This is a genomic window from Streptomyces sp. YIM 121038 (assembly GCF_006088715.1).
GTDB lineage: Bacteria > Actinomycetota > Actinomycetes > Streptomycetales > Streptomycetaceae > Streptomyces.
The window spans coordinates 4993500-5019676 of record NZ_CP030771.1 but is presented as its reverse complement, the minus strand read 5'-3'; the positions used below and the strand labels follow the sequence as shown (position 1 = coordinate 5019676).

Sequence of the window (26177 nt, the reverse complement as noted above, 5' to 3'; positions counted from 1 at the left end):
CGGTTCCGTCTGCGCTATAGCCCTCGTAGTCGCATTGGCATCCACCGCAACGCGCACACCTGGCACGTCCGAGGCGACAGCGTACGGCGTAGCCGCCACAGCTGAGACCATGACTGCAGCAACGAGAACAACTCGCTTGACACCTAACGGTCTTGACATGCTGAGCCTCGCTTTCATGGCAATGTCTTCGACGACTAGTGCGCGCCGCAGGCACCAGCCACCCCGCTCCGCTGGCACACCTAGGGCTGCGCGGCCGCTAAAGCCTATGCGTGTCATGCTCATGGGCCCGGCTAGACGCCCCCTTAGACAGCGGTGCGTGAGTGCTCGATCACTTTAGCGTGGCCTGCACCTTTCGCAGGTGCTAATCGGAAAGGATCCTCAGGGTTGGCTGGAAGCTGCAAGTAACCGGAATCTCTCGGCACTGGGGCCCTGGGAGCGGTGAACCAGGTAGATTGCGTGGACATTACGAAACGGAATCGTGAACACGGGTATCAACTTAAGCGGAATGGCTTGTTCTTCCGCATGCGCTGGATCTTCCTACCCTGCCGCAGTGTGGTCCCGACTGCTTGCAAAGGCGACCTTCAAGCGCTCAAGCTCTTCGATGCCTCCAGACGGAGGTGGCCCGGGTAGCCGGGGCTGAGACGTCCGGGCTCGTAGAGCTTCTTGCCATCGGGCCCTACCTAGTGACCTGAGTCAGAGATTCGCCGGCAGTAGGTGGCGACTTTGTCGAGGATCTCGTCGGCTGTCTTCGTCCAGACGAACGGTCTGGGGTGCTCGTTCCAGTCAGCGAGCCAGGCCCGGATGTCGCGTTCGAGGGCCTGGACGGAGTGGTGGACGCCGCGCTTGAGTTTCTTCTGCGTGAGTTCGGCGAACCACCGCTCAACCAGGTTCAGCCAGGACGCGCTGGTCGGCGTGAAGTGCAGGTGGAACCGGGGATGGGCCAGCAGCCACTTCTTGATATCGGGTGTCTTGTGGGTCGCGTAGTTGTCCAGGATGAGGTGGACGTCGAGGCCTTGGGGGACTTCCTTGTCGAGCTTGGTCAGGAACTTCTTGAACTCTGCTGCCCGGTGGCGGCGGTGGAGGGAGCCGATGACCTTGCCGGTGGCGACCTCCAGGGCGGCGAAGAGGGTCGTGGTGCCGGCCCGGACGTAGTCGTAGCTGCGGCGTTCGGGAACACCGGGCACCACAGGAACACAAACCGAGCCTGCATGGGGCCCCCTTCGAGCCCCGCCGCCAGGTGACGGTGAGTGCCTGCTCATGGCGATCCAGATCGCCCCGGTCGGGTTGGCCTGCTCCACTCGCTCCAGAAATTGCTGGTAGTAGAAGCTGCTGCGGGACGGCGCGGTCATCGCGACCTCGATGCCGTCACGGACGCGCAGGCCGCCGAAGACCCAGGTCTTCTCCGGCCCCCGGCCGTAGTCGAGTTCGGACTTGATTCGGTGTCCGCCCGGCGACCAGCCCGGCCCGGGCGGAAAGGTCCGCGGGATCACCGACCCGAGCTCGTCCGCGCAGATCACCGTCGTGTCGGGCGGCGGAGCGGTGTACAGGCTGATGATCCGCGTCCTTTTGGGACGAAGTCCGGGTCGGCCGAACGTGCCCAGGAACGCGGACGGCGCCACCGCACCCCTTCGGCCAGGAGAATCCGGCGCACGTGCGAGCGGCCGACCTGAATGCCCTCGGCCTGGGCCGCGGCGGCCAGCCACTCCGTCGGCCCCAACTCATCCGGTGCCCACAGCTCGTCGACCGGCGGGTCTTGAGGACCTGGGCGGGCAGGGCCGCAAGCGCCGGATCACGCCCGTCCGGTTGAGGCGGTGCAGCCAGCACCGCATGATCCTGGGACTGCACCCCAGCATGTCCGCGAACGCCGGCACCCGCTGCCCAGACCAGCTCAGCTGCACCATCCGGGCCCAGACCACCAGATCAAGCGGAACCTTCCGAGCTCGCACCAGCCGGTTCACGACCTTCCGCTCAGCCTCATCGCGGCTGGGTCGCGCCCACAACGCCACCGTCCAGCACTCCGAGCACCCACACTCGCCATGCCACCAGCACTTTTACCCACTCAAACGAGAACGCAGCACTAGGCAGCCCGGCCCGGTCAGCCGCGATCCGCTCCATCCGCACCGCACCAGAGGCGGAACCCGACTCGACCGCCGGACCCGCGTCGCCATCGCTGCGGGCCAGAGCGCGCAGATGGGCGCGGGCGCTACGGCCGGGAGCCGCCTTGCGGCGTCCAGCATGGCGTACGACGGCGGTCCACTGACCGCACCGCTTCACCAGCTCCCGCAGGGCACCGTCACCCCAGCATCGGCGTACCGCGCATCCCTAGCCGCACCGCCTCGCTCTCGTCGCTCACCTCCCACCACAGCACGTCGGTGCGACCGGCGAGCACCTCGGCCAGCCATCCACACGACACCCGCACCGAAGGACACGCAACCGCGAATCCAACCTAGGGGAGGGTTCTCCCCCAGAACTGCCGTGCTGACATGTCAGCACATAAAAACCCGGCCTGACCAACATTTCCGCAGGTCAGACCGGGCTTACCAGTGTGGAGCCTAGGGGAGTCGAACCCAAAATCGTTACCTCGCTGACCTGCGGTTTCACCGGAAAATCTGGGCAAATACCCCCACTTCCATCCTCCTGGATCCCACTCGATCCGCCTCGGTTCGCGTCCCGCGCTGACACGTCAGCACGGCCACCAGGGTCGTTGCTAGCGCAATTCTTACAGTTCAGCGATGTGCTACCGGCTCACTGTGGTGACGACGAACTTCGTCCCCACGAGCGGATCTCCCACCTCTGTCTCGGCCCACACGGGGAGGAGTTCAGGCTCTGCGACGAGCCGGGAGAGCAGGCCACTGATGTCGTCGGGACGCGGCACGGCGGTGAGCCTGCACTCGAGGACGGGTTCTCCGGTGGCGCTGCTGTACTCGTCTTCTCCCTCCTCGTCCGGGTCGTCGGGCTCCCAGCGGCAGATTTCGATGCACCAGGCTCCCTTGCCCGTCCCGTCCGGCTCCGGAACACGGACGGTCAAGAAAAGGTGGTCCGCATCGTACGGCTCAGCAAAGATCTCCGGATACTCGACTGAGAAGACCCCTGAACCGGCCCTCGCAGCCGGGCTCTCCTCGAAGGCCGTGACCAGTACCCGCAGATTCGCCACGGCGTCCGCCCGCTGCTCGGCGGTGAGCCCCTCCTCTTCGCGGTCCAACTGCTCGCGTGCGGCGGTTCTGAGCAGCGGCGATCCGCCGCCGTAGGGAACGAACGGCTGCTCATGATCCCAGCTACGCCTGTTCCCTTCCGGTGAAGGGATTGCCTCCGAGTACTCGTCCAGCGCATCGCGCAGCTCGCGCGCTTCCATCTCGAGCTCCGCCTCGACCGCAACCCGGACCGGCTGCGGTACAACGGCAAGTGCATCGTCCAGATCAGCCAGCGCCTGATGAAGTTCCAGGCAGACCGACTCGTACCACAGGCTATGCGCTCCGCTGAGGAGGTCAGCGCGTGCGGCTCGATCGGTGAGCGCCGCCAGGTGTTCCGTGGGATAGCTGGCTACGCGCCGCTCGCGCTCATCGAAGATGCTCACTGGGACGGTAGCGAGAGCTGAGATCCGGTTGAGCGCATCAACAACCGGAGCTGCGAGGTCGGGGCTGTCGAGGCTTGTCACGGTCGACGACTCGGCATCGCCGCCATTCCGGTAGACGGCCAGAATCTGCGTCTTTCCACGGTTGGCGTGCTGACAGTAGATGGTCATGCGGGCACCTTCCGGCCGCCGGGACGCAGAGATCCCGGCCCCCAAGGAGTCGAATACGGAAGGAGGCGGTAGCGAGGGCGCGTTCCGACGCTCCGTGCCTCGAAGTGATCGGCGGTAGCTCAGGTCCTGTCCCGAGCCCCATGCCTGCTCACAGGCTAGCCGCTATCCACATGCCACGACAACCCACAATACCGACGAGGTGACCAACTCCCCTGTCTTGCACGGGTTTTCATCGGCCGTTACGGGGTGAGATGGGACCACTCGGCGGATGCGAGGGTTTCAGCCGTGGGCATCAGTGGCTACGGAGGACTTCCCTCATCCGACGTGCCTGCCCACCGGGCAGAACGCGACGTCATAGGGCCGCACGAGCTGCTTGTCGATGAAGTCGGCGTTGGTCCCCCAGTCCGGGCGAAGCCGTCGGGCGAGGACCAGACCCGTCACGCGGACGGCACCCGCCTCCCGCAGAGCCGCCGCGGCGGACTGCAGGTGGCTTCCGGTCACCCAGGTGTCGTCGACGAGCACGATATGCCGACCGTGCACCGCCTCATGGTCCGGAACTGCGAAGAAGCCAGGCCGGAACACGCGCCGTTGATCCCGGTCTACCCAATCGCCGGAAACGGCTGACAGCGCACCAGCCAGGAGCCGGGGGAGCAGGTAGGCCGCCAGAGTCTCCAGCGGATGCGGCCCCGATCGGCCACTCAGAGAGGGCACCACTGCGAGGGCATCCGCCGGCCCGGACTGCGCGGCGTCCAGACATGTGCGGTGCATAACGCCGAAGTGCGCGGCGAGGCCCGCCGTCCGCATCCACGAGGGATTGGCCGGGCCCGGCGAGGCAGCCTTGTAGCGGTGCATGTCCCAGTCGGACTGGCGGCCCGCGATCGAGTACGCGACGAAGACGACCTCATCCGCCGTCTCCACACCAAGCGCCTGCGCCTGACGCCGATGCGCCGAGCACGCAGAACACCTCGCACCACCATCCTCCAGGGGCCCCGCGCACACGGCACAGATGCCGCGAGTCGTACGGACCGGAGCCAGGAAATGGTCGGGGAACCGGGTACGGGCGATGATCTCGGCAGCCCGAGCAGCCCTGCCGTCTCCCGAATATCGCATCACGGCAGGCCGACGATGTCCCGCAGGAGCCGGTCCATCTCCGCCGGGCGACGCACGATCTCATCCAGCACCGCTAGAGCCTCATCGACACCGTCGGCGACATGTACATCGGGGCAGCCTTGCAGCTCATGGGCCCAGTCCCTGCCCTTGAGAACCGAACGCAGCAAGATCACCGGGCGGCCGTGCTCAACGGCCTTGCGGGCCTGGATACGCGTACCGCTGCGTGGCCCCGCCGCCACGATCACCGTGGCCCGGCAGTACGCCGACATCGTGCCGTTCCGACGAGGGAAGGTCGTCTTCGACGGTGGGGTGTCCGGCCAGAACGGGGACAGCACCAAGCCCGACGCCACCACCCGGCGGTGCAGGCCGAGGTTATCCGGCGGATAAGCGTGGTATACGCCCGTGCCGATCACACCGACCGCACGTCCACCCGCGTCCAGCGCAGCCTCCGTCGCCGCCGTGTCGATGCCCGCCGCCAACCCTGACACCACGCTCAGTCCACGCGCGACGAGGCCGCGAGCGAGGGCCTCCGCATCGGCCAGGGCTCCCGAGGAAGCACTGCGCGAGCCGACGACAGCGACGCCCGCATCCTCAGAGCGCAGGACTCCGCGGGTGAAGACCAATCCGGGAGCGTCGAAGGCGCTGCTCAGCTGCTGCGGATAATCCGGCTCGGTCAGCGTGTACACGCCAATGCTCTGACTCGCCCAGTGCTCCAACTCCGCACGGGCCGCAGGCAACTCGTCCTGCGCAGCACCGCCGAAGAGGGACGGCTGCTCCTCGCCGAGCAGCTGCGAAGCGCTACCGACCTCCACGACCCGCGCCACGGTCTCGCGCTCCTGCCGCTCCGTGCGAGCGCGCCGGAGCAGCACCACCATCGCCGCCCGCTCATCGCCCCAGCGCTCCCACATACGCCCGACGATACCGCCCACCTACGACAGCGCCCCGACACTGAGCGCGGCCCACCCGAACCGCCCCCACTGCACCGCGTAGTACACGGGGGATCCAGCGGGGGAGGAAGAGAGGCTTCAGCCCCCGTGAACAAGGGATCCGCCCACCGTTTGTCAGCATCACCGTGCTGACACGTCAGCACGGAAAATCGGGATAAAAATACCCCCTGCCAGCGTTTCCGCAGGTCAGGGGGGCGCAAATGTGTGGAGCCTAGGGGAGTCGAACCCGAAACTGAGACCCTTCTCACCTGCGGTTTTGCGGAAAACCCGGACTTTTCCGTCCTCCTCGATCCGGCTGAATCCGGCTCGATCGGCCTCCGCCGGAGAAGTGTGCCCACTCGTGGGCACACCTCGCCGATCAGTTGCAGAAGTAATCGACAGGACCCCAGACCCCTGCAACGCCAAGTGTTGAGAAGTCTCAACCCGGGGAGTTTGCGCAAATCTCGGTTCGTGCTCTGAGAAGCCTAGCTGCCCGGCGGCAGGCCGCTGAAGGATTCCGGCAGATCGCCCGGCATTACCCCTGGACGACCGCTCGGCATGGCGGCGGGCCTACAGGCAGACCCGCAGCTGCGGGCGGCTGAGGGCGCGCTCGGCGTCAGCACCCCGCCCCCGGCACCGCTCCGGCGGCGCAGGCAGGAGCAGGTTGGCGATGAAGTGGTAGTCGGAACTGGCTGCCGAGTGGGCGGCCCATGCAGGATCGGCAAGTTCGCTGATCCGATCGAGCGCCTCCCCCGGCCGGGTGGTTTCCACAGCCCACTCGGTCCCGTCAGGCAACACCCACCACACGGTCCGGTTCTCCGGTTCAAGGAGGACCTGGACGCCATGCAAGTGGCGGGAGAGGCTGGGGAGACAGATGGCCTCCCCAGCAGAGAGACGCTCCACTGTCTCGACGGCTTCCGCGGCCGTCTGCGACATAGTGATATGCGTCACGGCTTCCTCAACCGCCTACGCCGAAGGGCCAGGGTTCCGGCCGCCTGCGGTGGCCGCGAAGCTGATGAGTTCGGCCGCCTTGCGTACGTCTTCCACGTAGTCGGTGACGTCGCCGGGGCCTTCGTCCGCGGGCCGGAGCCAGAGGACGACGCCGAGCGCCGTGTTGCCCCAGAGGGCGGGAACGGCAACGGAGTTCCAGCCGGGGAGGCATTCCTGCCGCCCGATGGCGTATCCGCACGCGCGGATCCCCTCAATGCTCGCCAACAACTCCTCGTTGTCCATCGCACCGGGGCCGGCCGTCGCGGGAATGGGTTCAGCGAGGGCTATCTCGCGGATGTCCTCCGGCACGTAGGCGAGCAGAGCGCGGCCGGAGGCTCCGGTTCGGAGCGAGCATCCGACCGTGAACATGTCGAAGGCGGTCATGCCGAAGTCGTTGGGGTTGTAGTCCCCCTTGGCGTAGTCGGTGGCGACGCGCCGGGCGCCGACCGGGGCCAGGGAGTAGAAGACCACGATCCCGCCAAGAGCCTCCTGGAGGTCAAGGAGGATCTGGTGCTGGTCGAGGTGCTCGGTTACACCGGCCATGGCTCGCATCCCTGCCTGGATTGCGTCGCTGCCGAGTCGGTACCGGCCATGGCCGAGTCGCTCCACGTAGCCGTCTGCCACGCAGGATTGAAGAATCCGGTGACAGACCGAGGGATCGAATCCGGTTGCTTCGGAGATCGCCCCGAGTGCTTGTGTGTCGCCTGGCAGCTCGCGGAAGGCTCTCAGGACTCGCATGACGCGATCGGCGTGACTGGTTCCCTTGGGCCGTTCCTGTACCACCGTGTGAATCCTCGCGCAGTGCTGACTTGGACGCCGTCTTAGACGGGCCCTTAACGCTAAGGGTTCACTCACGCCCTTCAGAAATCCTTATTTACTTTCCATCTACATCGAGGGCGGAGGCCCCATCCTTCTCGGGACCTCCGCCCCTTGTGTCGAGGGTCAGCGGCTCGGGTCGAGCGCGACCTTTCCAGTCGTGCGGCGAGCAGCCAAGTCCTCGTGCGCGCGGGCCGCCTCGCTAAGCGGATAGACGGCTACCCGAGAAACTTGAATCTCGGACGACCGGACGGCGGAGTACAGGTCTTCCATAGCGCCATTCAGGGCGTTTCGCTGGCCGTATAGAAGGGGGAGCCAGAATCCCTGGACGGACTTCCCCAGAGACATCAAGTCCCGTGTGCTTACGAGGGTTTCGACTCCGCTGACGCCGCCGTAAACAGCCATGCGCCCGAGGGGCGCCAGGGCCTCCATGGTGGCGTGCAGCGTGTCCCCGCCAGTCATTTCCAGGGCTGCGTTGGCTCCACCGTCGGCCGCCTCCTTGAGGTCGGCGGCGAGTGTCTCCGAGGTACTGTCCACCACGACGTCGGCCCCGAGATCGCGCGCCAGGGCCCGCTTCTCATCGGTGCTGGCCATGGCGACGACACGGGCGTCAAGGCGCTTGGCCAGCTGGACGGCTAGCGATCCGAGTCCGCCGGCCGCCGCGGGGACGATCACGGTCTCCTTCGGCTGGAGACGCAGGACGGTGTTGAGCAGGTGCCATGCGCTCTGCCCCTGGAGGGTGAGGGCCAGGGCGGTGTCGTCGTCGATATCGTCCGGAACGGAAAAAGTGGTGAGACGCCTCGCCTGGGCAACCTCGGCATATCCGCCACCCCTTGTGAGGGCCACCACACGTTCGCCGTCGATTCGTCCGGCGACCTCATTACCGGGGATGTACGGCAGCGGAACGCCCGCGAGGTAGCTGTTGTCACGGACATGCAGATCGGCGAAGTTCACTCCGGCCCGGGTGACCTCAATCCGCCTGTGGGCGCGGTGGAGTTCGGGCTCTGGAACGTCCTTCACTTCAAGGACTTCCGGCCCCCCGTAGTTCTCCATCACAACGGCGCGCACTAGGTACCTCCACGGTCTTTCTGAGCATTACGGAAACCAAATTGCGCCACGCGCAATCTGGCGATTTTGCGCCACGCGCAATTTCACGACCATGGGCATGCAGCGCGACCGGACAAACTTAACTCACCTTGACTATTCACGCTGAGCACACATACATTTCAGATCGCTTCGAGATCCCTCACAGGCCCCCCGACCAGGCCAAAGAGGAAGAAGGAGCCATGCCGGTAAATGGCACGGTGGCGCACCGCGTCCCCACTTCCAATTACTGGCGGTGACATGTCAACGGTTCGCTTGCTGAAGCCGCTCTGCACTCAGCTCCTGGCCCGTTGGCTTCAGTACGGGAGGGGTGTTTCGGTGGCCGCGCGGTTAATGATCAAGGTGCCTGGTGGCGCTTGGCCTCGAACCCCGCACGCCAACGCTCCTCGGTGACTTCGGCCGCCTTGGCGAGCTGGTCGAGCGACACGTCATAGAGGTACGTGAGGGGCACTCCCCACTCATCTCTCACGCGTCCGGTGCCTAGCTCCATCTCGGAGATGTCCGACGCCTGGACGCTGAGGTGATCGGCTACGTCCTCCTGGCGGAGGCCGGCGCGCGTACGAAGGACAGCCAGGTCGGCGTCCGGTGCGAGCGGCAGCAGTAGCTGCGACCGGGCGACGCCGAGTTCCTTGGACAGCAGCGAGAACAGGCGGGGGCTGGGGGCACCCTTGCCCCTGACCCACCGGCCGACGGTGTTGACCGTCGTCCCGATGGCCTTCGCTACGTCAGCCTGGGTCCAGCCCCGCGCCTCGTAGGCGGCGCGGAACGCGTTCGGGCTGAAGTCCTGGACGCTCTTCACGCGGCCAGTATCCCAGCCACCCCCGCTCGAAGATCGCGAGCAGAGTCAAGAGAAGAAAATGATGGGTTGGAAATGATGGTATAGTGATCATGTCGCCAGGCGGGGAACCGTCCGGGAGATCGCGATTCGGGGCTGTCGCCAAACAGTCCCCGGAGAGCAGATTCGGCCCACCGGTAGGAGCGCCAACTCCAAACCGGTGAGCCGAACTTGGGAGGCTCAGCCCCCCGAAGAAGCAGTGCGAACCGCACGGGCCTAGTAAACCTCGCGGTCGCACTTCGGCAGTGACATCGGAGCAGTGCTTCGGTGTCACCTGATGCAGGCAGGGCGATGCCTTGTCTGCTCAAGGAGTGATTGTCTCATGGGACACCCCGCAGGGACACCTGTCACGAGTACAGCCGTTTCCGGCGGCCTCGACCTCCAAGGGCTCACCGCGGTTCTGAGGCTGCTTACGAGCGGCGAGGATGCCGATTCCCTCATGCGTCGGCTCGACACCCTTCACGTTGATTACGCCGAGGCGGCACGACGCCTCAACATTCCTGAGAAGTGGCTGCGTGAGCGCATAGGGTCGCTCCCCCACCGGAAGATGGGCAAGTTCGTCGGTTTCGCCGATGAGGACCTCAAGGCCATTTCTGAGATGTATGCCGTGCGGCCTGATATCGACTCGGGTCCTGGCGCGCACAGCCGGAACGCAAACGTCGCGGCCTTGACGCCGTCCCGGCGTTCCCGCTCGCGTTCGCGCGCTTGATTTCCATTTCAGGATTCCGCAGCTTCCTGCGATTCTCCAGGAGTAATTCCGGTGGCGTACCACATCGTCTTTGAAGACCTTCCCCCGTCTACCCGCAGACCTTCCGATTCTGATTTTCGCCATGCGGATACCGCGAAGAAACTCAAGGCGCAGCCCCATGCGTGGTGTCGTGTCCAGAAGCGAAAGAAGCGAGGCGACGCAGCCACGGCCGCCTACCAGATACGGAATGGCATTCTCGCTGCTTTCCGCCCGGCAGGCGCTTTCGAGGCCAAGTCCAAGACCGTCAACGATGAGTTCTTTGTGTATGCCCGGTACGTCGGGGGCGCTTCAGCTTCGGACGGTTCCCAGTGACCCCGGGGATAGGCGGTCTGATCGAGGCGGCCCGCGAGGGCGACTGGCGCCCTCTCCTTGAGGCGGCCATTCCGGAGTCGGGGAAGCACTGGGCTGAGAATGCGCGGTGTTCGGGGCAGGACCCCGAACTCTTCACCCCGCTTTCGGACGGCCCACGAGAAGACCCTGATGAAGTACGACAGCTTCAGGGGATCGCGCTGAATCGTCCGCTGAACTTCTGCGCGTCCTGCCCGCTGGCGGTAGCGGCTCAGTGCCTGGTCGAGTCCTTGCGGCTTGATGACGAGTACGGCATTCGGGCGGGCCTGTTGGCGTCGGAGCGCTCAGCGCTGCGGGACTCCTGGAAGCGCCGGATCGACGCTGAGGCTGTATCTGCTGTCCTCCGTGGGGTCCCCGTCGTACTGAACGAGACGGAGCGCGGAGAGGTCATCTCACGCTTCGCGGGTGATCCCACACTGAACGCCGATCACGTCGCTTGGGGCCTTGGCATCCCCCGTAAATACCTATGGCAACTGGTCCGCGAGCACAACCAGAGTGCGGCGCCGGCGCCTTCCACTGCGATTCCATCTGAGGCGGATGCCGCCTGATCCTCCCTGCCATTCCAGGGACATCACTCTTCCTGCAAGGCTTTCCTTGCATTTCCTCGGGAGTCCTCCCATGCCCAAAAACTCTTTGCCGATAATGCATTGCACTGGGCTCAGCGATACCGTACGCGCCCTGGCCCCAACGGCCGTCCTGGTCCGTATCCTTCCGGTCTCGCGTGCTGTTACCTACATCTTTGAGGGCGATTTCTGGCGGCTGCTCGTAGACCGTGACATCGAGCGACAGTTGACCCGGATGATCCGCCAGCACTTCGCTTCAGTTGCCGACTGGCGCTATGCCCACGATTTCCATGTCCCGAGCGGGCGCCTCTACCTCACACCTGAGCCTGTCCAGAAAGGCTATGTCCCGGAGGACGACAGCTCGTTCGGCATGTCCCCCACTCGCTACGTCGCCACGGCTGACGGCGGTGTCCGATGAGCACGGTTACCACTGACCTGGTTTACGAGTTCTCCCAGTCGCGAAGGGGGGCGCGTCTCGTGATGCTCGCCCTGGCACGCGAGGCGAACGACCGGGGTGAAGCGAAGCTGGGCCTGGATGACATAGCGAAACTCACCAACCTCACTCCACGCGCCATCACTACCTGCCTCGGAGAGCTGTCCACGCTGGGCGAATTGAAGTACGAGGCAGGGGGCGGCAGGCACAACCCCAACCGGTACTCGATCCTCCTCGGGACGCTCCCCAGCTCGGCTACCACCCCGCAGGCACCGGATCAGGACCTGCGGAAAGGTGGAAGCAACTTCCAGGAAGTCACTTCCGAAACTAGGAAGTTCGAGCAGAAAACTAGGAAGTCTGCGCCAACAAAGGGGGAAGTTTCTTCCTCGCGCGCACATGGTGTTAATACTCCCTACGGGAGTATTAACACCACCAACAAGCAAGCTAGCTCGCTTCCCTCCGGGGATTCAGCGAACGAGCGGGGCCCCGCCTCGGTGGACGTTCCGGCTGGGGCCCGAGACGTTGTGGCAGCCCTGGAGGCCGCCGGGATGCTCGTCGGGTGGCGGCTCTCCGAGCCCGAGTGGGAGCGGGTAACAGCCTTGTCGGCCCGTTGGGGCCCGGAACGGCTGGTCGAGGTCATCGCTCGGCGGTGGGACCCGGCCCGGCCCCCGCAGTCAGCGCGCTACCTGCTGCGCATCTGGGACGACCTGCCCTCTCAGGTCCCTGCCGAGGCGCCGAAGGGCAACGTCGTCCCGCTCCGGCGTGAGTCCGCGGGATGGAAGCCCTTCCGCAACCCGGCGAAGTCCAGCGCCTACCAGAACGGATTTTGACCATGGCTGAGCCACAACGCGCAGGCCACGCCGGGTCAATGCGTGCGATCGAACGGATCATTGCTGAGAAGGGAATCCGCCTCGTGTCTGACGTCGAACCTCCCCGTGACGAAGCGGGCCCCGGTGACCCGAACTGGCACCACAGCGCGCGCGTCGAGTACGCGATGACGCGTTGGGAGACTGCTACCCCGCCCCGGTTCCGCGACGCTGAGGCGACGCTCCCGGAGGTCAGGGCCTGGGCGGACCGCGCGCTCGCTGACCCGGCGACGGCGGGGGCGATGCTCTTGACCGGTCTCACGGGGACGGGAAAGACGCACCAGGCGTACGGGGCCTTGCGGCACATCGCGGCCGGCGGACCGGACCGGTTCGAGCTGATCGCCGTGAACAGCGCGGACATGTACGGCCAGCTGCGGCCGAGTCAGGTCATGGGCGCCTCGGAGCGAGAGCTGAAGCGCCTGTCCACGGTGCAGTTGCTGTTCCTGGACGACTTCGGGACGTCCAAGACCTCCGAGTGGACCGAAGAGGTCACCTACCGGCTGATCAACCACCGGTACAACCACTGCCTCCCTACGATCATCACGTCCAACCTGCCCGCTCGCGACGCGGACGGCCCGGACCTGACGGACTTCGTGGGTGACCGGGTGGCCAGCCGCTTGGCCGAGATGGTGACCGCGCTCGTCCCGATGATCGGTGACGACCGGCGCCGGGGCCGGGGGGCTGCCTGATGCCGATCCGTCGCCGTGGGTCCGCTCACGCCACTTCGACGCTCTCCGGCTCCGCCGTCTACGTCGGCAGAGGCAGCCGCTACGCCAACCCGTTCAGGGCCGGAGACCCAAGCCCTACCCCGTGCCGGGGACCGATGACGGCAGAAGAGGCCGTGGATCTCTTCGCCGCCACGCTCCGGGGCCCGGTGGGCCGCTGCTATGCCGAGCGGTTCGCGCGTGCCCTTCGGGGCCTCGACCTCGTGTGCACCTGCCCGCTCGATGCTCCCTGCCACGCCGATGTCCTGCTCCGCCTGGCCAGCGAATCCGAGCAGCGCAGCACCACTTGCTCCTTGGAAGGAACCTCCGGATGACTCACCCGATCATGTTCGCGGCGGCCAAGCGGCTCGTCACCGAAGAGGAACGGCGCACGGCGATCAGGGAGAACGCCTTCCGGACCTGGGCGCCCAGGTCAGTCACGGCCGCCTCGAAGTACGCCCGCCGTCTGCTCGGCGATGAAGCGGTCACCCTCGACTGGCAGGCCCTTGGCGTGCTGCGCCTGGAGGAACACCTCCAGGCATTCGCCTCGCTGGACACGGTGGCCGGTCAGCATCTTGAGCTCTACTACAGCGGGGACGGGGAAGACGCGGAACGGCTCGTGCTGAGGCGTTCGTGCATCTCGTGCCCGAGTCAGCAGGTGGACGAGGTGACCTCGCTCGAACACCTTGGTCGGCTGCTTGCCCAGACCCCCGCCTGGCAGGCCATCAACCCGCGGGACGGCGGTGCTCAGGGATGACCAGCACGCACATAGACCCGCCGTCCTCGGCGCCCGTACAGACCTCCTACAAGCTGCGTCGGATGGCCTTCGGGGACCGCGCGGCGATCATGGCGCTCGGCGCGGCCGGCTTCGCGTTCTCCTACGACGCGCTTCGTCAGGTGGCCATCGCCATTCACGCCCGGCCGGAGCTTTCGTACCTCTTCCCGGTCTTCATCGACGGCTTCATTGCGTACGGGGTCAGGGCGCTGGTCCTGCTGCGCCACCGCGACTTCGGCGCCCGTCTGTACGCCTGGTTCCTCTTCCTGGCGGCCACGGGATCGAGCCTGTGGGCCAACGCGTTGCACGCGATCACGCTCAACCACGGACCGCAGTCCGGACAGTCCCCGCTGCACCTGGGGGACAACGTCGTCGGCGTCCTTTCGACGCTCGCACCGCTTGCCCTGGCGGGTTCGGTGCACCTCTACATCATCATGGCGCGGACGGCCGAGTCGTCCGTCCCGGACCGCCCCGTGAGCCGTCCGGGACCGCTCCCGGACGGCGCCGGAGATGACCGTCCGAGTGCGGCAACCGCACGGCTCGAACGTGAATCGGCCGGGCCTGCAACGGCTCGTGAACTGGTCGCCGTCCCCGGTCCGTCCACGGCGGACGGACGGGATGGGAGCCCGGCGGACGGGCCCCAGCTCAGTCTGGACAAGGCCCTTACCCCGGTCGTGCTCCAGACCGAGGACGCCGCGGACGATGTCCACCTCCGCGACTGGACGACCGGCACGGACGGCCAGGACCACCCGGACGGACAGCACGGACTGCTCCGTCCGGACGGTGAAACCTTCCCGGACGGTAACCCGGATTCTGACCGCCCGGCGGGGGAAGATTCACCCGGTCCGCGGGAAGCGGACGACCTCTCGGACGAGCAACCGGCCTCCGTCCCGGACGAACACGAAGCGCCCGAGGACCGGGAGGCTGTGGACGAGTGGTTGACGGACTTGCTCCCGATCGCGCGGGAGGCTTCCCGGCAGGCCGGACGGATCAGCCGGGACGTCGTCGGGCAGGCCGTCCGGGCCCGCCAGCCGATCGGGAACGACCGGCTCGGCGAACTGCTCGCGGTGCTGCGGAAAGAAGAGGAGATGGCCCGGCAGCCTGCTCCCGCTGGCGGCTCCAGCTCGCTCTGGTGATCTCATTCCATAGGTAAGTCCCTGACGGCTGCTGCGGCGGGCCTTCCCCGTCGCAGCAGCCGTCAGGCCCTGGTGCTCAGAAAGGAACGGCCGTGCGACGACGCCGAGACAACACAGCGGACGCGGCTGCCCGATACGAAGCGGACCAAGCAGCGTCCGCTCTTGCCTTGCACCTTCAGGCCGGCGGCACACTCACCCCGGTTCCGGTGCCCGGACTGGTCCTCGATGCGGAGGAGACCGCGTACGCGGACGTCATGTGTGCGACGGCCCGCTTCTACGCCACCGATATCCCCTATCAGCAGGGGGCGGGGTACTACGAGGATCACCCCACCTTCGGCCGCCAATGGGTCCCCAACCACAAGCTCGACGCCCGGCGCCGCCAGCAGGCGGAAGCCGAGGCGCAAGCGCAGTGGCGCGACCGCACCCCGGCTCGCGTAGTCCTCACCTCCTCCGGTCTCCGGATCAACCCCGCCGGGATGCCCACGACCTGGCTCCCCTTCGACCACGCGCTCCTGACCGGCATCACGGTCACCCCTGCCCGCCATGAGCTGGTGCTGTCGTACAGCGTGTGCGCCCCGCTCCTCATCGCCGGGCCTGCGGCGCCCTGGCTGAGCACGGCTATCCGCCACCTTTCTCCGGGAACCCCCGTCGAGGAATACGGAAATAACTAGGAAGTTAATTCCTAGAAGAAACTTCCTACATTAATTCAGATTCGAGTTCTTCCCACACCCCTGTCAGGCTCTCTGCACGGCCCAACGCCAAAGGCGTTCTGCGGCCGTGCAGATTCCGTATACCCGGAATCTGCCCTGCACAGGGAGGGGCTGATTCACCTTGATATGACGCGAGGCGGCCGACAGGAACTCGTCTGAATTTGAGACCCGGCCGCATTTCAGAAGTCGCCCTCGGACACGAGATGTCCGAGGACGCGCACCGCAAGGGGAGCCGGTCCCGACTCAAGGCACCATGCAGTCCGGCTCCCGACTCTGAAGCTCTCCGGCATACCGGGGGCTTCCGTAAGCAGGAGCACGACTTCATGCGTTCACGCATACCCACCCCCTCCCGGCTGGCCGCCGTCGCTGTGGCCGCCGGGGTGGTGGGCACCCTGGCCTGGGTCCCCACTGCGGTAGCGGCCGACAAGTACGGGCCGGGGTTCCAGATTCCAGACTCCGAGGGGCACGCCGCCTCCAGCCACATCGGCGCCTACGGGCCGCCCGGACTCCGCGTCTGGGGCGACAACGAAACGTACTGTGCTGACCCGTCGCGGCGCGGACCGGACGCGGCCGGCGGGTACTTCGGGCCCAAGCCGGTCTCGCAATGGACCTCTTCGGAGACCGGTCAGAAGGTCCCTGACGCGAATGTGGCGTACGCGTCGTACATCATCGGCAAGTACGGCCAGACGCATTCCGACGCTCAGGCCGCAGCGGTCGATGCGGCCACGTACGAACTCCTCGCGGGAGGCACGTACGGGATCAACGGCTCACGCGGAAAGCAACGCCTCTCCTACCCGAATGTCTCCGCCAACTCCCGGTCGATGGCGATGGGTTATCTCGCCGAAGCCAAGAAGCTGGCCGGACCGTATGAGCTGCACGTCCGCCCGAAGGTGAAGGAGACCACCGAGGGCACGAAGGTCACGGTGGACGTGGACGTCACGTCCAAGCTGTCGGGCGAGCACATCCCGGGGGTCAAGGTGGACCTCGGCGCAGACTCCTCCAAGGGCAGCGTCACCACCGGCGGCGACGGACGAGCCTCGTGGACCTTCACGGCCTCGAAGACCGGCACGACCGCCGTCAAGGGAACGGCAACGGGCCTGCCCGGCTCGCAGCTCAAGACCCTGGACCCGCACGACAAGCGGGCACAGCGGATGCTGCTGGCCGGAGACACGACCACAGCGCAGGACTCTGCGGATGTCACCGTGAAGCCCGCCACCGGCGGCGTGGAGATCCACAAGAAGGACCCGGAGGGCTCCCGCCTGGTCGGCGTGAGCTTCCAGCTCCTGGACTCCGCGGGGAAGGTGGTGAAGGAGGGCAAGACCGGCAAGGACGGTGTCCTCACGTTCGAGGGCGTGGCTCCGGGGAAGTACCGGCTGCACGAGTCTTCGACGGGCGACGACATCCACGAACTCGTGCCCGACCAGGATGTGTTGATCGTCGCCGGGCAGTCCGGGTCGGCGAAGCCGATCACGGTGATCGACCCGTTCAAGGACGCTGAACTCGTCCTGAAGAAGGTGGACAAGGCCACGGGCAAGCCGCTGGCCAACGCGGTCATCGAGATCGACGCGGACGACGTGGACGGCGCCGGGAAGCACAAGCCCGGCAAGAAGATCACGGATGTGACCACCGGCAAGGATGGCCTGGCCAAGCTCAAGCTCGGCGTGGATGTGAAGGCCGGGTCCGCGTACTGGGCCAAGGAGGTCAAGGCCCCGGCGCACTACCAGCTGAACAGCACCCCGGAACGCTTCCTGGCGAAGGCCGGTGCGGTGGTCAACCTGACGCTGACCAACGACCCGATCCCGGCGACCATGCGCGTGCTGAAGACCGACAAGGAGTCCGGCAAGGTCCTGGGCGGCATGGGCTTCGACATCGCCACGGTCAGGGTCGATCCGTCCGGCAACAAGGTGCCCGGAACGAAGGTCGCGTCGGGTACCACTGGCGCTGACGGCAAGTCCCAGCCGATCAAGCTGGACGCCACGGTCGAGGACGGCATCGAGTACCTCCTCACCGAGACCAAGGCGCCGGACGGCTACGACAAGTTGGCCCGGCCGATCAGCTTCACCGCGCGGGCGGACTCCGAGGTGACCGTCCGGGCCCAGGACAGCAAGCTCCCGACCCCACCCACGCCGCCGACGCCGACCCCGTCCACGCCGGGCTCGACTCCTCCGCCGGCCAAGGGCGGCGGCACGCCGCCGGAGACCCCCAGCTCGGGTTCCCTGGCCAAGACTGGCGCCGAGATGGCGCCGTGGGCCGCGGGTGGCGCTGCCGCCCTACTCGCGGTGGGTGGCGGAACGGTGTGGATGACCCGCCGTCGCCAGCAGTCCCCGGCCAACGCCGGTAACAGCCCGCAGGAGTAGTTCCCCCAGCTCGCTCCTGCGAAGGGGTGTTGCGGCCCAACTCGCCCCCCGGGCCGCAACACCCGCTCTCTCACTTGAACTTCCTGCACCAAGGTCGTGGTTTCGTCATGCCTCGCTCCACCCGATTCATACCGATATCGGCCGCAATATGTGCTGCGGTTTCCGTGGCCGCTCTGGCGTCCGGCTGCTCCAGCTCGACCGGCGACGACTCGGCATCGAAGAACGCTCGCCCCCACTCCGTTTCGGCGGGCATCACCGCATCGGCCACGCCGACCACCAGGGCCTCCGACTCCGCGCCGGGCAAGACCCTGCCCGCCGGCGTGGAGAAGGTCGCACGGGCCTTCACGGTGGCCTACGCCCAGCACGACGCCACCAACGGCGGCGACCGGTCGTACGCCGACGCGGGCGCTCGCGCGGCGAAGCTCGCCAGCGGCGAGCTGGTGGATGTCCTGGCCCAGAAGCGCCCTGGCCAGGAAGCGCCGTGGGCGGAACTGCGCTCCGAGCAGGCCAGGCAGACCGCGAAGATCACGTCCGCTGTGGTGCCGGACGGCGCCCCGGCCGCGACGCCCTCGTCCGCGCTCGTGCGGGTCGCCTACACCCTCACCACGACCCCGAAGTCCGGGCCGGCGCGGCACAGCAGCGAACAGCTCGCCCTGCGCCTGGAGCACACCGCCGACGGCTGGCGCGTCACCGCGCTGCCGGTGGGCTGACGGCGGCCGCGATGAAGAAGTCCGTACAGATCATCCTCGGCCTGCTGGCTGCCATGGTCATCAGCGGCGTCGCGCTGCTGACGACCTTCGGCGGGGCCGACAGCGCCTCCGCCCAGGAGAACGGTCCCGGCGGCGGTCTCACGCCGGACTCACCGGTGCCCGGCTGGGTGCGAACGATCATCGACAAGCACGCGGGGAAGTGCCCGCAGGTCACCGCATCGCTGCTGGCCGCGCAGCTCTACACGGAGTCGCATTTCGACCCGAAGGCCAAGAGTCCGGTGGGGGCCCTGGGCATCGCCCAGTTCATGCCCGGCACCTGGGCCCAGTACGGCATGGACGGCGACGGCGACGGCATCAAAGACATCTTCAACCCGGCCGACGCCATCGCCGCGCAGGCCAACTACGACTGCGTCCTGGCCAAGGAGGTCAAGAACGTCCCGGGCGACAGCACGGACAACATGCTGGCCGCCTACAACGCGGGCGGCGGGGCCGTGATCAAGTACGGCGGCATTCCCCCGTACCCCGAGACGCGCGGCTACGTGAAGGAGATCCGGGACCTGGCCGCGAAGTGGGCGGCGGCGGTCAGCCCCGACGCTCCCGCGGGCAAGGGTGCCGCTCGCGCCATCTCCGCCGCGAAGACGGCCCTGGGGACTTGGTACCAGTGGGGCGGCGACTGCGTCTCGCCCTACAAGGGGCAAGGCGGATGCGACTGCTCCTCGCTCACCAAGATGGCCTGGGCCTCAGCCGGGGTGAACCTTCCCCGCGTCACCTACGACCAGGTGCACGCCGGGACCGCCGTCAAGAGCGTGTCCCAACTCCAGCCCGGTGACCTGCTGTTCACCGTCCCTGGCTCCGCCGGACCGGAGCACGTCGGGATGTACATCGGCAACAACGAGGTCATCGACGCCCCGCACACCGGGGCCCAGGTACGGATCAAGCCCCTCAGCTACTGGACGCCTCAGCTCATCGCGATGCGCCACGTCGGCTAAATCCGATCAAAACACCGCATATCAACTCACTCTGCACAAAAGGAAATACCATGCACAACCTTCTCTCTGCTGCTGCCGACCCGACCCTGCACACGACCCTTGCGGCGGGTGCCGACGTGGTGTCCGGCGTGAAGCCGGACTGGGGCCCGTTCGGCAAGCTCGGCGGGACCGCCAAGGTCCTGCTCGGCGTGCTCGCCGCCCTCGTCCTGGTGGTCGGCGCCGGTGCCTTCTTCGCCGGTCTCGCCAAGTCCAAGGGCTGGGTGGGCGACGGCCACTCGACCATGGACAGCTCGCGCGGCAAGGGCATGATGGTCGGCGGCCTGGTGGTCGTCTTCCTCGTCGCCTCGTTCGGCACGATCTTCACGATCACCTACGGCATGGGTGTGTGACCCATGGCTGCCCGAACACAGCGGAGGAAGGATTCCTCCACCACCGGCCGCGCACCGGCGCAGTCCGGAGCCAAGCTCTGGGGCATCGCCGCCGGGGCGGTCGCCGTGGTCACCGTCGCCGGACTGGTCGTGAGCCTGACCACGGGCAACGACACCGCCCCGAAACCGGCCGCCTCCTCTCCGGCGGACGCGGCGCCCAAGGCGAGCGAGCCCCGCAGCCGGGCCAACAACGGGGTACCCGTCGGCTACCCCCACACCGAGGCCGGCGCTAAAGCCGCTGCCGCCAACTACACGACCGTTGCCGGAAGTTCCGCCTACCTGACGAACAAGGACGTGCGACACCGTGCCGTGTCCGTCATGGCCACGCACAGCTCCGCCTCGACGGCCGTCCAGCAGGCCGACCGTGCGGCCGGTCAGGCCGCGCATGACCTCAAGGGAGACAACGCCAAGCTCGACCCGAAGCAGGCCATCGCCCGCACCGGTGTCCTCTCCGCTCACACTCTCGGCTTCGATATCCACAAGGCCACGGTCCGGCTGTGGACAACGACCGTGCGCGGCAGCGCGACGGGCCACGCGACTCCGAAGGCCGCATTCCGCTCGGTGACGGTCAACCTGGTCTGGGAGAACAACGACTGGAAGCTGTCCGGGAGTTCGGACAGCAGCGGCCTGGTGGCGCCGATCGACGTCCGGCAGGCAACCAACGTCACCGGCGACTTCACCGACTACATACCCGCCGGGGCCTCCGATCCGGTCCTGAGCGGCAGCACCGGCGCGGGCGGCTTCCCTGCCGCCTACGAACACAACGAGGACGGCGCACGCGCCGCCGCGACCAGCGCGGTGATGTTGTACGGCGATCCGCGGTTCTTCACCAGCACCGACTGGCGGCACAAGATGCTGGCCTCCACAGCAGCGCCGAGCGTCCTGGAGCGGGTGAAGTCGGAGACGGACTCGACGGCGAGGCTGGTCGTCGAGAACCGTGCCCTGGGGGACGACGGAAAGACGGCGGACGGCGGGCTCCTGGTCACCAGGACGGCAGCCCTGGCCACCCGCGCGGTGTCCTACACCGACCAGAGCGCGAGCATCGAGCTGTGGACCGCGTCCATGGGCGGGATCGCCGGTAAGGACGAGACGCAGCGCCCGCAGGTCGGCTTCCTGCGGATGACGGTCGATCTCACCTGGGCTGACGGCACCTGGAAGACGACGGCGGTCACCCCGTCGGAGCCTCTGGTGCCGTCCCCGCCCGCCGCTGAGCAGGCCGCGCCGGCCAGCAGCTTCGCGGACGTGGGGGGTGTCACCGATGCGCCTTCGCTTGCGTGAGGACGCCCCGGGCCTGCTCGCCATCGAGCGGAGCGGGCCCGGCCGGGGCTGGGGCCGCCGGGTTCAGGCCCTGGTGTGGGTCAACGTCGTCGTCGGGTTCATCTTCGTCCCGTCGGCGGTCGCCAACCCGTTCTGCTACATCCCGATGGTCTGCGAGGCCAAAGCGGCGATCGACTTCGTCAAGGACCCGTTGGGCTTCCTGCTGCAGAAACTCGCGGAGGCCAACATCTGGTTCCTCCGCAAGATGCTGGAGCTGATCCAGAACACCACCAAGGTCGATCTGACGAGCCAGGGCTTCCTGAAGCAGTACGCGATCATCTTCGCGGCCTCGTCGCTGATCACAGCGGCCCTGTGGTTCATCGCCGTTGCCAAGCGCGCGGTACGCGGGGTCGGCCTGACCGAAGCCATCAGCGAGGCCATCGGCTTCCTGCTGCTCCAGTTCCTCGTCAACGCCCTGACCCCCGGCGCTATCGCGCTGCTGATGCGGGCCATTGACGAGGTCACGAAGGTCTTCGAGCCATACGCCACGGAGAACTTCAAACCCTTCCTGGAGAACCTCCTCAAGATCATGGCCGCGAACCCCTCCGAGGGCGTGGGTCAGCTCCTGGTCGTCAACCTGATCATGATGTGCGGTGCCCTGCTGATGTGGGTCGAGATGCTCATCCGCGGCGCGGCGATCTACGTTGCGGTGGCGCTCGGGCCGGTCGTGAACGCGGGCCTGGTGGACCGGGACCTGTGGGGCAAGTCCAAGAAGTGGATCGGCGCGATCTTCGCGATCGGCCTGTCCAAGCCGGTGCTGTTCGCGCTTCTCGGGCTCGGCGGAGCGATCCTGAGCGACTCGACGGGCAGCATGTCCGACGCGGTCTCCAAGATCCTCGTCGGCGCCCTCATCCTCCTTCTCGCCGTGTTCGCCTCCGCCACCCTCTACAAGTGGGTTCCGGCCTTCGGCGACGAGATGGCCCAGCTGCACCACGGGCGGAAGACGGCCCAGTCCTCGGGCCCCGCTGCCGCTGTGGACGGACCGGGGCAGCACGCGAACCGCGCTCTCAACTCCCATATCCAGAGCGCATTGGTCGGCGGCGGCAAGGGTGGCGGCGCGGCGATGGGCACAGCGGCCGGGCCGGTCGGTGCCGGAATCGCCCTGGCGAAGGCCGGTACCGATGCGGTGAAGGGCAAGGCCATGAGTTCGCCGGGTGCGCAGGGGACCGACGCCGGGAACGGCGGCGAGTCCCAGCAGGACCACGGGAACCAGGACTCGCAGGCTCCGAGTCCTCCGCCCTCGGCACGCACCTCCGGCGCGCAGTCGGACCCGAGCGTCGGCTCCGGCTCTCCGACGCCTCCGGCCGGCGACGGCAACGGGGCACCGGCCGACCACGTACCGGACTCCGCCCGAAGCCACGGCGGGACGACGAACCCCGTCGTCACCCCGAACGCAGGAGCCCCCAGCCGGGGGCCGTCTCCTGTGCCTGCTCCTCCTGGGCAGTCCGGGAACCGGCCCGCACCGTCGGCCCCCCGGCCTCCGGCTCCCTCCTTCACCTCGGGCACTACTGCGGGCACCGGCCCGTCCACCACTCCCAACCCGCCAGCGAAGCCGACTGGTGGCGGGGCGCCCATCAAGCCGCCCACCAGCAAGGACAAGTGATCCATGTCTACTCGTACGTATCAGTTCGGAAAGCACCGGCCGACGGGCCTGGTGGGCCGCCGGGACCTCGGCGAACAGGTCGTCCTGGGCTGCGGAGCGGGGCTCGGCATCATGTCCGGCTTCCTCTTCAGCGGTGTCCCGGTGCTGGCCGGTCTTGGCCTGGCGCTGCCCATCGTGGTCGCGCTGGTCGTGGTGTACGCGCCCTACCGGCCGAAGGGGACCGCACAGCGCCGCACGCTCTACCGCTGGTGGCGGATCAAGCGGTACCACCGCAAGGCCCTGGCCCGGACCGGCGGTGTGTGGGTCTCCCCTGCGGTCGAGGCCGGCGTGCGCCGTGACGGCACGCCGCCGGACGCTGCGCTCACCGAGCCGGAGGGCGTCGCCGGGATGACCTGGGTGCCGGTGACGGTCCGCGGTCAGCAAGCGGTCGTTGTCCTCCAGCCCGAAGCGGGCTGCGTCACCGCGACGCTGGAAGTCGCCTCGCCCGGCCTGGGCGGCAAGGAGGTCGGCGAACAAGTCGTCGCCCTGGAGCGGTGGGGAGAGCTGCTCGACGCGTTCGGCAACACCGAGGAACACCCGGTCAAGCGCATTCAGGTCCTCGCCCGTCAGATGAAGTCGGACCCGCACGCGCACCGCCGGTTCGTCGCCCAGCGCGACGAGTCCGCCGCGACGCACGAGGTGCCGCAGTGGTTGAAGGACTCGTACGACACGTTGGCCAACGCCGTGTCCACCTCGGCGGAGGAACACCGCTACTACATCACCGCCCACGCGAAGTTCACCCGCGACCTGGCGGCTGACGGCGCCGCCCGGGGCACCGGTGACGAAGGTGTCGCCGCCGCGATGGCCGCGTACCTGGAAGAACTGTGGTCCCGGTGCGAGGACGCCGACCTCTCGGTGATCGCGCCGCTCGATGAGGGCCGGATGACCGCGTTCATCCGCAACAGCTACGACCCCGATCACGCTATCTGGGACACCGACCTGCCCCAGGCCCACGCGTTCCCCCGGAACGTCGATGTCCGCGACGGCGCGCACGTCGCGACGCGGGCCGCCGGGTCAACGGACCAGTGGTTCCACGCGACGGCCGCCGTCGTCTCCTGGCCCACCACGCCTGTGGGGCCTGACTTCCTGTCACCCCTGTTGATCGGGATGCCCGACGTGATCCGCACGATGAGCATCACCCAGAACCTGGAGCCGAACGACAAGGCCGTGGAGCGGATGCTCGCGGAGGACACCAACAATCAGGCCGAGATGCACCGGGACCGCCAGCGTGGCAAGAACCTGGACCCCCGCGACCTGATCGCCGCCAACGCCACGGGCTCGCGCGGCATGGCGCTGGCCTCCTCCGGCGCGGCCGGTTCCGCGGTCGTCGGCTACATCACCATCTCCGCGCGCAGCAGCGAGGAACTGGAGAAGACGAAGAGGACGACGGCCTCCCGCGCCCGTAATGCCCACCTGCGGATCGAGTGGCTCGACCTTGAGCACGCCCGCGCGTTCGCCACGACCCTGCCGTTCGCCGGAGGCATCAAGTGAGTGACCTTCTCACCCTCAACCCGCTGACCCCGCTGCACGAAACCGTCCGGCGACCGCTCTACACCGAGACCACAACCAGCCAGGCCCTCTACCTGCCCATCGCGCCGCCCACCCTGGGCACAGCGGGAGCGGTCATCGGCCGTGAGCTGTACTCGGGCAAGGCATTCATCTACTGCCCCTTCTCGGCATTCGGGGACGGCCTGCCCGGCGGCAACATGATCGTCATGGGCGACACCGGCCGTGGCAAGAGTTCGCTCACCAAGACCTACACCGCCCGGCAGATCCGCTTGGGCAGGAAGGTGATCGTCCTCGACACGAAGGAACAGAAGGAGCGCGAGGAAGGCGAGTGGGCGGCGCTGGGCCGGTCCCTGACCGGCAAAGCGCCGATCAAGTTCACGCCCGGCGGTGGCCGGGATGCCTCCTGCATCAACCCGATGGACCCCGCCATCGCGGGCAAGCGACAGATCGAACTCGTGCGGACCATCGTGGAACTCGGCCTGGGGCGTGCCCTGGACGAGTTCGCCGGCTCCGCCCTGCGCCTGGCGATCCGCCGAGCCCACCAGCGCGCCAACGACGCCGGGCGTACCCCGGTCCTGGCGGACGTCGCCGCCGCACTGCGGGCTCCCGAAGAGTCGGACGCCACCGCCAAGCAGCGCACCCGGGACGAACTCCTCAACGACGGGCTCGAAGCCTCCTACGTCCTGGACCGTCTGTGCGGCACTGATCAGGACGCGACCGGGGACCTGATCGGGATGCTCGACGGCCCGACCAGCCTGGGCGTCGATCTCGACGCGGACATGGTTGTCTTCGACCTGACCAAGGTCCCGTCCGGCGGCGTCGCCATGACCATCCTCGTCGCGGTGATCGCCGTGTTCCTTGAGGAAGTCTGGCTGCGGCCGGTGTGCGAGTGCGGCACCGAACCGAGTCAGCACGAACGCCGGATCGTGGACGCCAACTCCGGCGCCTGGGAACTCGGCCCCAACCCGGAATCGGGCTGCCGCCGCTACACGCAGCGCAAGCGCATCCTCGTGTGCGAGGAAGCCTGGCACATCCTCGGAACACCCCAACTCGCCGCGCTGCTGGAGAAGTTCCTCAAGTTCGCACGCGGCTACGGGCTGAGCTGCATCTTCATCGTCCACCACCTGAGCGACATCGACGACAGCCCGGAAACACAGGCCGCGCTGAAGATGGCGGACACCATCGTCGTCTACTCGATGAAGAAATCCGAAGCCGAGGACACCGTCCGGCGCCTCGGCCTGCCCGCCTGGACCGCCGAGCACATCACGCGCCTGCGTCGCGGCATCGCGCTCTGGGTCGTCGGCGAAGTGATCTACCCCGGCGTGCAGCACCTCCTCACCGAGGCCGAACAGCACCTGTGCTTCTCCTCCGGCTCCATGTCGGACCTGGCCAGCACCTCCCCGGACCCGGAATGAGCGC

At 67.4% G+C, this 26177-nt stretch carries 26 protein-coding genes and 1 pseudogene; 18 read left to right on the top strand and 9 right to left on the bottom strand.

Annotated elements, in window-relative coordinates; translation table 11 throughout:
* Nucleotides 1-680: 680 nt before the first annotated feature.
* From C9F11_RS21310 to C9F11_RS21270, 9 genes and pseudogenes are all read right to left on the bottom strand, one after another.
* Nucleotides 681-1193, bottom strand: a pseudogene (locus C9F11_RS21310) (IS630 family transposase); the annotation flags it as partial.
* 525 nt (nt 1194-1718) lie between these two features.
* Nucleotides 1719-1901 carry a hypothetical protein gene (locus C9F11_RS49945; RefSeq protein ID WP_346347454.1) on the bottom strand — a complete coding sequence of 61 codons (183 nt, stop codon included), beginning with the start codon at nt 1899-1901 and terminating at the stop codon, nt 1719-1721.
* An 836-nt stretch (nt 1902-2737) separates the two neighbouring features.
* Nucleotides 2738-3742 carry a hypothetical protein gene (locus tag C9F11_RS21300; protein ID WP_138960775.1) on the bottom strand — a complete coding sequence of 335 codons (1005 nt, stop codon included), beginning with the start codon at nt 3740-3742 and terminating at the stop codon, nt 2738-2740.
* 315 nt (nt 3743-4057) lie between these two features.
* The gene (locus C9F11_RS21295; protein ID WP_138960774.1) at nt 4058-4660 is read right to left on the bottom strand and encodes a hypothetical protein; all 603 of its coding nucleotides are present in this window, start codon (nt 4658-4660) and stop codon (nt 4058-4060) included.
* Between the two features lie 191 nt (nt 4661-4851).
* Nucleotides 4852-5760 (bottom strand): DNA-processing protein DprA, encoded by a 909-nt coding sequence (locus tag C9F11_RS21290; protein WP_138960773.1) that lies wholly within the window; start codon nt 5758-5760, stop codon nt 4852-4854.
* A gap of 588 nt (nt 5761-6348) precedes the next feature.
* On the bottom strand, nt 6349-6729 hold the full coding sequence (locus C9F11_RS21285; RefSeq protein WP_138960772.1) for a hypothetical protein: 381 nt from the start codon (nt 6727-6729) through the stop codon (nt 6349-6351).
* Between the two features lie 15 nt (nt 6730-6744).
* Nucleotides 6745-7311, bottom strand: coding sequence for an IclR family transcriptional regulator C-terminal domain-containing protein (locus C9F11_RS21280; protein WP_249401821.1), 567 nt, complete (start codon nt 7309-7311; stop codon nt 6745-6747).
* A gap of 399 nt (nt 7312-7710) precedes the next feature.
* On the bottom strand, nt 7711-8652 hold the full coding sequence (locus tag C9F11_RS21275) for a zinc-binding dehydrogenase (protein ID WP_249401820.1): 942 nt from the start codon (nt 8650-8652) through the stop codon (nt 7711-7713).
* Between the two features lie 373 nt (nt 8653-9025).
* Nucleotides 9026-9487, bottom strand: coding sequence for a helix-turn-helix transcriptional regulator (locus tag C9F11_RS21270; RefSeq protein WP_138960770.1), 462 nt, complete (start codon nt 9485-9487; stop codon nt 9026-9028).
* A 358-nt stretch (nt 9488-9845) separates the two neighbouring features.
* Here C9F11_RS21270 and C9F11_RS21265 point away from each other — a divergent pair, with 358 nt between their 5' ends.
* The 18 genes from C9F11_RS21265 to C9F11_RS21180 all read left to right on the top strand — a co-directional run bounded on the left by C9F11_RS21265 (nt 9846) and on the right by C9F11_RS21180 (nt 26173).
* Nucleotides 9846-10232 carry a hypothetical protein gene (locus C9F11_RS21265; protein WP_138960769.1) on the top strand — a complete coding sequence of 129 codons (387 nt, stop codon included), beginning with the start codon at nt 9846-9848 and terminating at the stop codon, nt 10230-10232.
* Between the two features lie 51 nt (nt 10233-10283).
* Nucleotides 10284-10583 (top strand): hypothetical protein, encoded by a 300-nt coding sequence (locus C9F11_RS21260; RefSeq protein ID WP_138960768.1) that lies wholly within the window; start codon nt 10284-10286, stop codon nt 10581-10583.
* The gene (locus tag C9F11_RS21255) at nt 10580-11167 is read left to right on the top strand and encodes a WhiB family transcriptional regulator (RefSeq protein ID WP_138960767.1); all 588 of its coding nucleotides are present in this window, start codon (nt 10580-10582) and stop codon (nt 11165-11167) included. Before C9F11_RS21260 ends, C9F11_RS21255 begins: the two co-directional genes overlap by 4 nt.
* 70 nt (nt 11168-11237) lie before the next feature.
* Entirely contained in the window at nt 11238-11600 is a 363-nt protein-coding gene (locus C9F11_RS21250; protein ID WP_138960766.1) for a hypothetical protein, read from the top strand.
* Nucleotides 11597-12445 carry a hypothetical protein gene (locus tag C9F11_RS21245; RefSeq protein ID WP_138960765.1) on the top strand — a complete coding sequence of 283 codons (849 nt, stop codon included), beginning with the start codon at nt 11597-11599 and terminating at the stop codon, nt 12443-12445. The genes C9F11_RS21250 and C9F11_RS21245 overlap by 4 nt, the downstream gene beginning before the upstream one ends.
* Before the next feature lie 83 nt (nt 12446-12528).
* Nucleotides 12529-13170 (top strand): ATP-binding protein, encoded by a 642-nt coding sequence (locus C9F11_RS21240; protein WP_346347320.1) that lies wholly within the window; start codon nt 12529-12531, stop codon nt 13168-13170.
* A complete protein-coding gene (locus C9F11_RS21235) occupies nt 13170-13520 on the top strand; it encodes a DUF4326 domain-containing protein (protein WP_138960763.1) in 351 nt (116 codons plus the stop codon). The genes C9F11_RS21240 and C9F11_RS21235 overlap by 1 nt, the downstream gene beginning before the upstream one ends.
* The gene (locus C9F11_RS21230) at nt 13517-13942 is read left to right on the top strand and encodes a DUF6195 family protein (protein ID WP_138960762.1); all 426 of its coding nucleotides are present in this window, start codon (nt 13517-13519) and stop codon (nt 13940-13942) included. Before C9F11_RS21235 ends, C9F11_RS21230 begins: the two co-directional genes overlap by 4 nt.
* Nucleotides 13939-15096: a DUF2637 domain-containing protein gene (locus C9F11_RS21225; RefSeq protein ID WP_249401819.1), complete on the top strand. Its 1158-nt coding sequence runs from the start codon at nt 13939-13941 to the stop codon at nt 15094-15096. Before C9F11_RS21230 ends, C9F11_RS21225 begins: the two co-directional genes overlap by 4 nt.
* Nucleotides 15097-15302: 206 nt before the next feature.
* Entirely contained in the window at nt 15303-15767 is a 465-nt protein-coding gene (locus C9F11_RS21220) for a hypothetical protein (protein ID WP_249401818.1), read from the top strand.
* A 362-nt stretch (nt 15768-16129) separates the two neighbouring features.
* Nucleotides 16130-18163 (top strand): SpaA isopeptide-forming pilin-related protein, encoded by a 2034-nt coding sequence (locus C9F11_RS21215; protein ID WP_138960760.1) that lies wholly within the window; start codon nt 16130-16132, stop codon nt 18161-18163.
* A gap of 164 nt (nt 18164-18327) precedes the next feature.
* Nucleotides 18328-18873 carry a hypothetical protein gene (locus C9F11_RS21210; RefSeq protein WP_249401817.1) on the top strand — a complete coding sequence of 182 codons (546 nt, stop codon included), beginning with the start codon at nt 18328-18330 and terminating at the stop codon, nt 18871-18873.
* Nucleotides 18874-18884: 11 nt separating this feature from the next.
* Nucleotides 18885-19862: a bifunctional lytic transglycosylase/C40 family peptidase gene (locus C9F11_RS21205; RefSeq protein WP_138960759.1), complete on the top strand. Its 978-nt coding sequence runs from the start codon at nt 18885-18887 to the stop codon at nt 19860-19862.
* Between the two features lie 50 nt (nt 19863-19912).
* On the top strand, nt 19913-20251 hold the full coding sequence (locus tag C9F11_RS21200; protein ID WP_138960758.1) for a hypothetical protein: 339 nt from the start codon (nt 19913-19915) through the stop codon (nt 20249-20251).
* A 3-nt stretch (nt 20252-20254) separates the two neighbouring features.
* On the top strand, nt 20255-21568 hold the full coding sequence (locus C9F11_RS21195; protein WP_212767825.1) for a hypothetical protein: 1314 nt from the start codon (nt 20255-20257) through the stop codon (nt 21566-21568).
* Nucleotides 21549-23210 carry a hypothetical protein gene (locus C9F11_RS21190; RefSeq protein WP_249401816.1) on the top strand — a complete coding sequence of 554 codons (1662 nt, stop codon included), beginning with the start codon at nt 21549-21551 and terminating at the stop codon, nt 23208-23210. Before C9F11_RS21195 ends, C9F11_RS21190 begins: the two co-directional genes overlap by 20 nt.
* Before the next feature lie 3 nt (nt 23211-23213).
* A complete protein-coding gene (locus tag C9F11_RS21185; RefSeq protein ID WP_249401815.1) occupies nt 23214-24740 on the top strand; it encodes an SCO6880 family protein in 1527 nt (508 codons plus the stop codon).
* A complete protein-coding gene (locus C9F11_RS21180; protein ID WP_138960757.1) occupies nt 24737-26173 on the top strand; it encodes an ATP/GTP-binding protein in 1437 nt (478 codons plus the stop codon). The genes C9F11_RS21185 and C9F11_RS21180 overlap by 4 nt, the downstream gene beginning before the upstream one ends.
* Nucleotides 26174-26177 lie beyond the last annotated feature (4 nt).

Excerpts from the sequence above, each read along its gene's own strand:
- C9F11_RS21205 (WP_138960759.1), top strand. The coding sequence starts at position 18,885 with ATGAAGAAGTCCGTACAGATCATCCTCGGCCTGCTGGCTGCCATGGTC.
- C9F11_RS21230 (WP_138960762.1), top strand. The coding sequence starts at position 13,517 with ATGACTCACCCGATCATGTTCGCGGCGGCCAAGCGGCTCGTCACCGAA.
- C9F11_RS21185 (WP_249401815.1), top strand. The coding sequence starts at position 23,214 with ATGTCTACTCGTACGTATCAGTTCGGAAAGCACCGGCCGACGGGCCTG.
- C9F11_RS21235 (WP_138960763.1), top strand. The coding sequence starts at position 13,170 with ATGCCGATCCGTCGCCGTGGGTCCGCTCACGCCACTTCGACGCTCTCC.
- C9F11_RS21200 (WP_138960758.1), top strand. The coding sequence starts at position 19,913 with ATGCACAACCTTCTCTCTGCTGCTGCCGACCCGACCCTGCACACGACC.
- C9F11_RS21215 (WP_138960760.1), top strand. The coding sequence starts at position 16,130 with ATGCGTTCACGCATACCCACCCCCTCCCGGCTGGCCGCCGTCGCTGTG.
- C9F11_RS21280 (WP_249401821.1), bottom strand. The coding sequence starts at position 7,311 with ATGGCCGGTGTAACCGAGCACCTCGACCAGCACCAGATCCTCCTTGAC.
- C9F11_RS21225 (WP_249401819.1), top strand. The coding sequence starts at position 13,939 with ATGACCAGCACGCACATAGACCCGCCGTCCTCGGCGCCCGTACAGACC.
- C9F11_RS21195 (WP_212767825.1), top strand. The coding sequence starts at position 20,255 with ATGGCTGCCCGAACACAGCGGAGGAAGGATTCCTCCACCACCGGCCGC.
- C9F11_RS21250 (WP_138960766.1), top strand. The coding sequence starts at position 11,238 with ATGCCCAAAAACTCTTTGCCGATAATGCATTGCACTGGGCTCAGCGAT.
- C9F11_RS49945 (WP_346347454.1), bottom strand. The coding sequence starts at position 1,901 with ATGGTGCAGCTGAGCTGGTCTGGGCAGCGGGTGCCGGCGTTCGCGGAC.
- C9F11_RS21265 (WP_138960769.1), top strand. The coding sequence starts at position 9,846 with ATGGGACACCCCGCAGGGACACCTGTCACGAGTACAGCCGTTTCCGGC.
- C9F11_RS21290 (WP_138960773.1), bottom strand. The coding sequence starts at position 5,760 with ATGTGGGAGCGCTGGGGCGATGAGCGGGCGGCGATGGTGGTGCTGCTC.
- C9F11_RS21245 (WP_138960765.1), top strand. The coding sequence starts at position 11,597 with ATGAGCACGGTTACCACTGACCTGGTTTACGAGTTCTCCCAGTCGCGA.
- C9F11_RS21190 (WP_249401816.1), top strand. The coding sequence starts at position 21,549 with ATGCGCCTTCGCTTGCGTGAGGACGCCCCGGGCCTGCTCGCCATCGAG.
- C9F11_RS21300 (WP_138960775.1), bottom strand. The coding sequence starts at position 3,742 with ATGACCATCTACTGTCAGCACGCCAACCGTGGAAAGACGCAGATTCTG.